The following is a 7228-nucleotide window of genomic DNA, read 5'->3' as shown; positions in this document are numbered from 1 at the left end:
ACCCAACCCACACTTTCGCATCCGCCACGACATCGTCGACCAATCCGGCAAACTCACCCTGCGCCACGCCAGCCGCCCACACCACCTCGGCATCGGAGGCACCCACGCCCACACCCCAATACTCATCACCGTGACGCCTGGACGACCCGAAGATCACAAAGGCCGGCGAGCGCGGCGATGCTGCGCGTGTGGCAGCGCAGATGATCTCCAGTCCACCGACGAGGGTTCCGGCCAGAGTGCGGGCTCTGCTCCGGCGCCATGTCGCCATCGTGTCGCGATGATGTAGCGGCATGCTGCAGGTTTTCGCACTTCGGGTCGTGTCGGTGTCCAGCGCCATTGTGAATGGCCTGAGACAACGGGAGCCAAGAAAAGAAATGCTGAGCAGGAGCACGGAAGCCTATGCCGGGTGTTGCGCAGGTCTACGCGGCCGGCTCACCCGCCGCCGCCGCCACACCCCGCGCATGCGCCAACCGCCTAGGCTGCCCGAGTCGAGTGCGTAGAGCCCGCCGGGCACCAGGGCATCGAAGCGGGCGGGGTGCCGTTGTATGCCGCCCAGCTGCTGGCGTTGGACGACACTGGCGGCGAAGTGCTCAACGTGACGGTGGCTGGGGATCCGAAAGTGTCGGTGACACAGGCAGTGTCGGTGTCAGGTCTGGTGGCCATTCCGTGGGCTCAAGGTGATCGCAGCGGTGTGGCCTTCCGCGCCGATGCCATCACCTCCACCACGCCCGCGGCTGCGCCCAACGAACAGGCCCGCCCGCAGAATAACCCGAGTGCTGGGGCGCGACGCCCCGTGCGATCGCGCCCCAACACGGGCGGGCTTGCTATCGGCCAAATCACCCTGAAAGGCACCTGCCATGGCACCAAACAACAAGCACACCAACAACACTGGGTCGGAACATGACGACTGGTTCGAAGACCTGATGCTGTCCCTCGCCAAGGCAGCAGGATACTTGCTGTGGTGGTCGATTCTGTTCCCCGCCCTCAGCATCCCCATCATCGCGAGCCTGGCGATCGCCATCACCCACGGCCCACGTCCGGGCCTGATCACTGCCATCGCGTGCGGCGCTGCCTATACGGGGTGGGCCTGGCTAGACCCACGGTCATTTCACGCCTGGGTGACCGAACCGGTGCGACACCGCTGGCTGAGCGGGTCGCGCTACACCCGCACCTGGGAATCGGTGTGCCCCTGCACGGACTCACCGCCCGCCTGGGCGAACGCACCCTCGTGCCGACCCTGCAGTCGGTACAGATTGGCAAGACGACCGATGCACTGCAACTGCGGATCGTAACCGGCCAGTGCCTGACTGATTGGCACAAACAAGCCGACGGGCTGGCCGCCGCCTGGCGCGCCGACAGGATCACGATCCGCTCCATCGCGCCTGGAGAGGTACGCATCACCCTCATGCGCGGCGACGTGTTGGCTGACCCCGTCGACTTACCCATGCCCACATCGACAGCGGCAGTGGATTTACGGGCGGTTCGGATCGGGATCACCGAAAACCGCCACTGGTGGCATGTGCCGCTGCTGGGCCACCACATGCTAATCGCCGGAGCCACCGGGGCCGGCAAAGGCAGCGTGTTGTGGTCACTGATCGCCGGGATCGCACCTGAGGTGAAAACCGGCTTCGTACGGCTGTGTGTCATCGACCCCAAAGGCGGCATGGAACGGGGTGCGGGCGCGCCCATGTTCACCGTGTTCACTCACGATGCCACCGACACCACGGTGCACATGCTGCGCCAACTAGTGACGGTGATGCACGCCAGGGCGAACCGGCTGCGGGGCCACACCCGCCTGCACACCCCCAGCCCATCCGAACCGCTATTCGTGGTGGTTATCGATGAGATTGCCGCGCTCACAAGCTATGTCACCGACCGCAAAAGCCGCACCGAAATCGAACAACTCCTCGGCCTGCTGCCCTCCCGGGGGCGGGCGGTCGGAATCAGCGTGGTCGCCGCGGTACAGGACCCAGCAAAAGACACCCTGCCCGTACGGCAACTGTTTACCGTCCGCATCGGGCTGCGTCTGACCGAAGCCAGCCAAACCACCATGGTTCTCGGCGGCTGCACACCTTGGGCTACCGGGGCCACATCACCAGCAAATCCCGCCGCTACTCCACGACGATGACCGCGCTACGCGGACATCGCGCGACCTGGACACGTGAACAGCGTCTGAAATGTACTGCACACCAACATGGTTTCGGCTTCAACTCCATCGATGGCGATGATCTGGTGGTGTGGGATTTTGACCGTGCCGGCCTCACCAGCCTCGGCGACCGCACGCTCGTGAGCTCCGCGGCTCTCCGACGCACGGAAACCCGCCGGATCGGACTGATGGAAGTCCGTGGCCGAGCCCGCAACCAACGACGGGATTCGCCAGGGGGCAGCGGTGGCTGACAGATCCCGAACAGCACATGCCCGGTCCGAGCGCGACGCTCGAATCGATGCGCCGACGATGTCAGAGGGGGATGTTGAAATTGTCGTGGCCGACCACTATCGACTTCCGCGCGAGGCCAACAGCGCGCTGGTACACGTGATAATGGCTGTGCGGGACCGGATGCTGGGATCAGGGAGGGGAGTGGCGTGAGCCTGAGGTTCGCCTTCTATGGCCGAGTGAGCACGGAGGACGCTCAAGACCCGGAGGCGAGCCGCAGCTGGCAGAAGCGGCGTGCCATGGACCTGATCGCCCCGCACGGCGGAGTCCTGGCCGCTGACTACTTCGATGTGGGATAAAGCCGTTCGCTGCCGTGGAAGCGCAGGCCGGAGGCATCACGTCTGCTTGCTGATGTCGCTTCTCGCGACCGTGGCTTTGATGCCGTAGTGATCGGGGAACCCGCCCGTGCGTTCTACGGGCCGCAGTTCGCGCTCACCTTCCCTGTCCTCACGCACTACGGCGTCGGCCTGTGGGTACCTGAGGTCGGCGGAGCGGTCGATCCCGGCTCCGAGGCACACGACCTGGTGATGACTTTGTTCGGCGGCATGAGCAAGGGAGAGCGCGCGCGAATCCAGATCCGCGTTCGTACGGCGATGTCAGCACTCGCGCAGGACACGTCGAGATACCTCGGTGGTCGACCACCCTATGGTTACCGGCTCGTCGATGCTGGCCCGCACCCGAACCTGGCCAAGGCAAATCTTGGGCAGCGGCTCCATCGCCTCGAACCCGATCCCGCGACATCTTCGGTCGTCGAGCGGATCTACCGCATGTACGCCGACGGCGCCGGTTTGCGCTATATCGCCCAACAGCTCACCGACGATGGCGTGCCGTCACCGAGCCAGTACGACCCGGCGCGGAATCGTCATCGTGACCCGCGAGGATGGTCCCATTCGGCGATCCGCGCGATACTCGACAACCCGGCGTACCGCGGCATTTGTGTGTGGGGCAAGCAGGAGAAGTACGAGGTCCTGGTCAACCCCAACGATGTCGCGGCGGGGTATGAGACCCGGATGCGGTGGCGTGATCAGGCCGACTGGATCGCACCAGACCGCAGCACACACGAGGCGTTGATCCCTGACGAGCTGGCACAGGCCGTTCGCCTTCGGACGCAGGCACGGCGCGGTCCCGGTCTCGTGTGCACCAGAGAATCAACGGTGCCGTATGCGCTGCGCGGGCTGCTGTTCTGTGCCGCGTGTGGCCGGCGGATGCAGGGCGCCGCTCGCGTCGGGAAACGAACAACCCGCATCCTCTATCGCTGCGAGCTGGGCAAGTCGCGTTCTGTACCTGTGGACCTGAGTCACCATCCGCGCACCGTCTACCTCCGTGAAGAGGAGGTGACAGCGCGACTTGACGAATGGATCGCCACCCTGGCGGATCCGGAAGACCTAGCACGCCGGCAGGACGTGGACCCGGCAGCCGGTACTGGCTACGCCGCTCTGCAGCGCCAGCTCAGTGAAGCGAATAGCAAGGTTGCTGCTTTGGTCACGGCGGTGGAGTCTGGTGTGGCCGTGGAGGACTTGACTGCGGCACTGCGTCAGCGCGCGGCGGAGCGTGACGAACTAAAAGCGCGTCTTGAGCGGGTCGAGAAACCGTGCGCCATGTCCGCCGCGCAGACCAGGCAGCTGGTCGAAGAATTGGGCGGACTAGCGGCGGTGCTAGGCAAGGCAACCGGGGCCGAACGTGCTTTGGTGTACGGCAAGCCTAGGCCTGCGTATTGATTACGACCCGCACCTGCGGCGGGTCACGGCGACGGCCGACTTGAGTCGTGTCGCCGGATGTGTCCGAGGGGGGACTTGGCCACCTGCGACACGGGTTGAGGTATTTGAATTGAGTCGTTGACCAGCCAGTTTTCTGACCCTGGCGAATGAGATGCGCTGGCATCTGGTGGTGCGCCGCCAGTCTTTTGAACCCGGACCCGCTGATGAGGAGTCAGCGGCAGCGAGCGATGTCTGCGCTAGCGGCGTTCGCCGCGAGCACGCGAAAGTAGCTCCACCGCCTGCCCGGCTTCTTCGACGCTCGCCCGGTGTCAACTCCATCCGGCGTACGACGTGTCAGCTACCCGCTTGTACGCCACTGATTAGCTCAAGTCAAACAACCAGAACGATGTTTCTCGGCAAATGGTTGTTTGACAAGTGGTCACTGCTAGAGTAATAGCGTGCTCTCTGCCTCGATTCCTGCCCGCTTGGTCGACGCCGGCGTTCAGGTGGTGACTGGCGATGCGCACAGCATCACATACCGGATAGATGGCCGCGCCGTGGTAGCGGACCTGGTCCTGGCGGAACGCGTGCCATCTCCGTCCGCCGTTCTCAGTCACGTGCGCCGCCATCCCGGCCGCCGCGTCCTCGTGGTTTGCGAGACCATCTCAGACGAGGCACGTTCAGCGCTCCTGACTCACCTCGACGTGGATCTCAGCGTCGGCAGTACCGGTGAATTGGTGCTCTCCGGGCGAACGTACCGAGCACCCACATTAGGACGTCCACACCGCGCGGCCAGCGAGCGCACCTGGCGCCGACGGGCGGCCGAACGGGTCTGTGTGCTCACTCGCGACCACCTGCGCCAACGTGACATCGCTGCGGCCATCGCAGTCAGCCAGCAGGCGGTGTCCAAGATGACCGAGAAGGATCCGCTGCCGGACACGCCCATGACCGAGGCTGCACGCCGGGAACTCCTGATGAAACTGGCATCGGAACCCGCGGACAGCGGACTCGTCGAAACGTACTGGTATGGAATGGATCCGGTAGTGGAGCAGGTGCGCAGCGCGACCCGACTCGGCGTCGAACTCACCCTGCCGATCCTTGCCGGCGGCGAGGTCGCCGCCGACGTCCTGCAACCGTGGCGGGTACCAACCAGAGGTCTGGTCTACGCCAAAGAACTGGTCGACCTCTCCGAGTTCAACCTGGTGGAGGCCACCGCCGAGGAAGCGACCTTGACCGTGAGGGTTCCCGCCGATACGACAGTCTGGACGACCGCGTCCTGGTGGCTGCAGGTTAGTGATACGCAGCGTTCCGACATCATCACCGTGGATCCAGTGATTGCGCTTCAGGACCTCAGCGACGGCGCCGATCTCGGCGACGGTGCGCCGCAGCGTCTCAGGGACTGGATCGTGCACCGGTGACCGGAACAGCATCGGTCGTGATGGCCTGCACCGCGGTGGCCGACGACAACGGAATGCGTGCCCTGCGCGACGTGGCCGCTGTCGCCGCCGACATCGAGTACCGCGTCATCGGCGGTCACATGGTGCGGCTGCTGCGGCATGTCTACAACGTGCCAGGCATACCGCGGCTGACCTCTGACGCAGACACCGGGATCGACGTAAACGTGGCGACCACGCGCGACCTCCACGATCGGCTCACCGCGCTGGGGTACATCGCTGAGTGCGGCAACCGCTACGAACGAGGTGAGCAAGCGGTTGACCTCCTGGTTCCCGCCGCAGCCAAACCGGGCAAGCAGATCATCGGCGAACGAGCCTTCGACGGAGCGCCAGGACTGCGCGTGGCGCTGGCCCTGCCGCCGATCAAAGTCGCTGTTACAGCCCGACTCACCGACGGCGACATCATTGAGTTCGAAGTCCCGGTTCCCGACGTCGAGGCAGCATTCGTGCTGAAGATGCTGGCACGTACCGTTCGGGACTCCGAACGTGACCTCCAGGACATCGAGACACTGCTGGAGATCGTGGCGTCACAACCCGAATACCGCGCATCACCGTGGCGCCTGGACGACCCGAAGATCACAAAGGCCGGCGAGCGCGGCGATGCTGCGCGTGTGGCAGCGCAGATGATCTCCAGTCCGCCGACGAGGGTGCCGGCCAGAGTGCGGGCTCTGCTCCGGCGCCATGTCGCCATCGTGTCGCGATGATGTAGCGGCATGCTGCAGGTTTTCGCACTTCGGGTCGTGTCGGTGTCCAGTGCCATTGTGAATGGCCTGAGACAACGGGAGCCAAGAAAAGAATGCTGAGCAGGAGCACGGAAGCCTATGCCGGGTGTTGCGCAGGTCTACGCCAGGCGTCAATAACGGCTAGGGCCTTGTCGGCCCAGCGGCGTAATCTAGTTACATGGATGTAGTTCCTGCAACGCCCGCCGACCTCGGCAAGGATACGTCGCCGGGGAGAACTGGCGAATCCGCCGCGCAGGTCCATCCAGCAACCGAACCCGAGCCGGGCGGGTTGCGCGTCGACCGCTTCCAGATCCTCGCCCTCGACGGAGGGGGCGCGAAGGCTCTGTTCACCGCACATGTGCTTGCGCGTCTGGAGCAGGACTTGGGCGTGACGATCGCCGATTCGTTCGATCTGATCGCTGGGACTTCGGCGGGTGGCATCGTCGCACTGGGTCTCGGTGCAGGCCTCAGGCCGAGCGAGATCGTTTCTCACTACGAAGAATTGGTTGAAAAGGTTTTTCCGGCATCGAGGCGGCGAGTATGGCGTCGGCTACGGCAACTGAGATCGCCCATCTATGACGCGACAGCGCTGCGGCAGGCATTGACCGGTGTCCTCGGCACGCGACTGCTCGGCGACAGCACGAAACGACTCGTCATCCCTGCTTGGGATGTGCAACGCGGGGCGGTGCATATCTTTAAGACTCCGCACCACACACGGTTGAGGCGCGACTGGCGGATACCGATGGTAGATGTCGCGATGGCCACCTCGGCGGCGCCGCTATATTTTCCCGCGGTGGCGAGTCCCCGTTACTGAGTCAACCCGTTTTTAGAGCCGGGTTTGTTTGATTCGGATTCAGTTGATCTCGCAGGCCACCGGGGTATGGGTGTGTCTGCAGGCCGAAGCGTACTCGGCCGGTGTGC

The 7228-nt window shown here is 64.4% G+C and carries 3 protein-coding genes and 4 pseudogenes; all 7 read left to right on the top strand.

The genetic code is table 11. From position 1 onward, the window contains the following. Nucleotides 1-526: 526 nt before the first annotated feature. Nucleotides 527-763: pseudogene (locus tag EET13_RS29410) on the top strand (hypothetical protein); the annotation flags it as partial. A 94-nt stretch (nt 764-857) separates the two neighbouring features. Further along, a pseudogene (locus tag EET13_RS29405) lies at nt 858-2119 on the top strand (FtsK/SpoIIIE domain-containing protein); the annotation flags it as partial. Beyond that, a pseudogene (locus EET13_RS32135) lies at nt 2026-2397 on the top strand (replication initiator); the annotation flags it as partial. The pseudogenes EET13_RS29405 and EET13_RS32135, both read left to right, overlap by 94 nt. A gap of 186 nt (nt 2398-2583) precedes the next feature. After that, nucleotides 2584-4273: pseudogene (locus EET13_RS29395) on the top strand (recombinase family protein). A 364-nt stretch (nt 4274-4637) separates the two neighbouring features. Next, on the top strand, nt 4638-5549 hold the full coding sequence (locus EET13_RS31060; RefSeq protein ID WP_211189167.1) for a hypothetical protein: 912 nt from the start codon (nt 4638-4640) through the stop codon (nt 5547-5549). After that, on the top strand, nt 5546-6289 hold the full coding sequence (locus EET13_RS29385) for a nucleotidyl transferase AbiEii/AbiGii toxin family protein (RefSeq protein ID WP_122445531.1): 744 nt from the start codon (nt 5546-5548) through the stop codon (nt 6287-6289). Before EET13_RS31060 ends, EET13_RS29385 begins: the two co-directional genes overlap by 4 nt. A 196-nt stretch (nt 6290-6485) precedes the next feature. Next, nucleotides 6486-7121 carry a patatin-like phospholipase family protein gene (locus EET13_RS29380; RefSeq protein WP_244604192.1) on the top strand — a complete coding sequence of 212 codons (636 nt, stop codon included), beginning with the start codon at nt 6486-6488 and terminating at the stop codon, nt 7119-7121. The last annotated feature ends 107 nt before the right edge of the window (nt 7122-7228 follow it).

It is taken from the genome of Mycobacterium attenuatum (genome assembly GCF_900566085.1).
Taxonomy (GTDB): domain Bacteria; phylum Actinomycetota; class Actinomycetes; order Mycobacteriales; family Mycobacteriaceae; genus Mycobacterium; species Mycobacterium attenuatum.
Note: the sequence above shows the minus strand (reverse complement) of the source record. Positions and strands in the feature narration are given on the sequence as shown.

What these genes read in the sequence shown, in the direction of transcription:
- EET13_RS29380 (WP_244604192.1), top strand. Translation starts at nt 6,486, where the DNA reads ATGGATGTAGTTCCTGCAACGCCCGCCGACCTCGGCAAGGATACGTCG.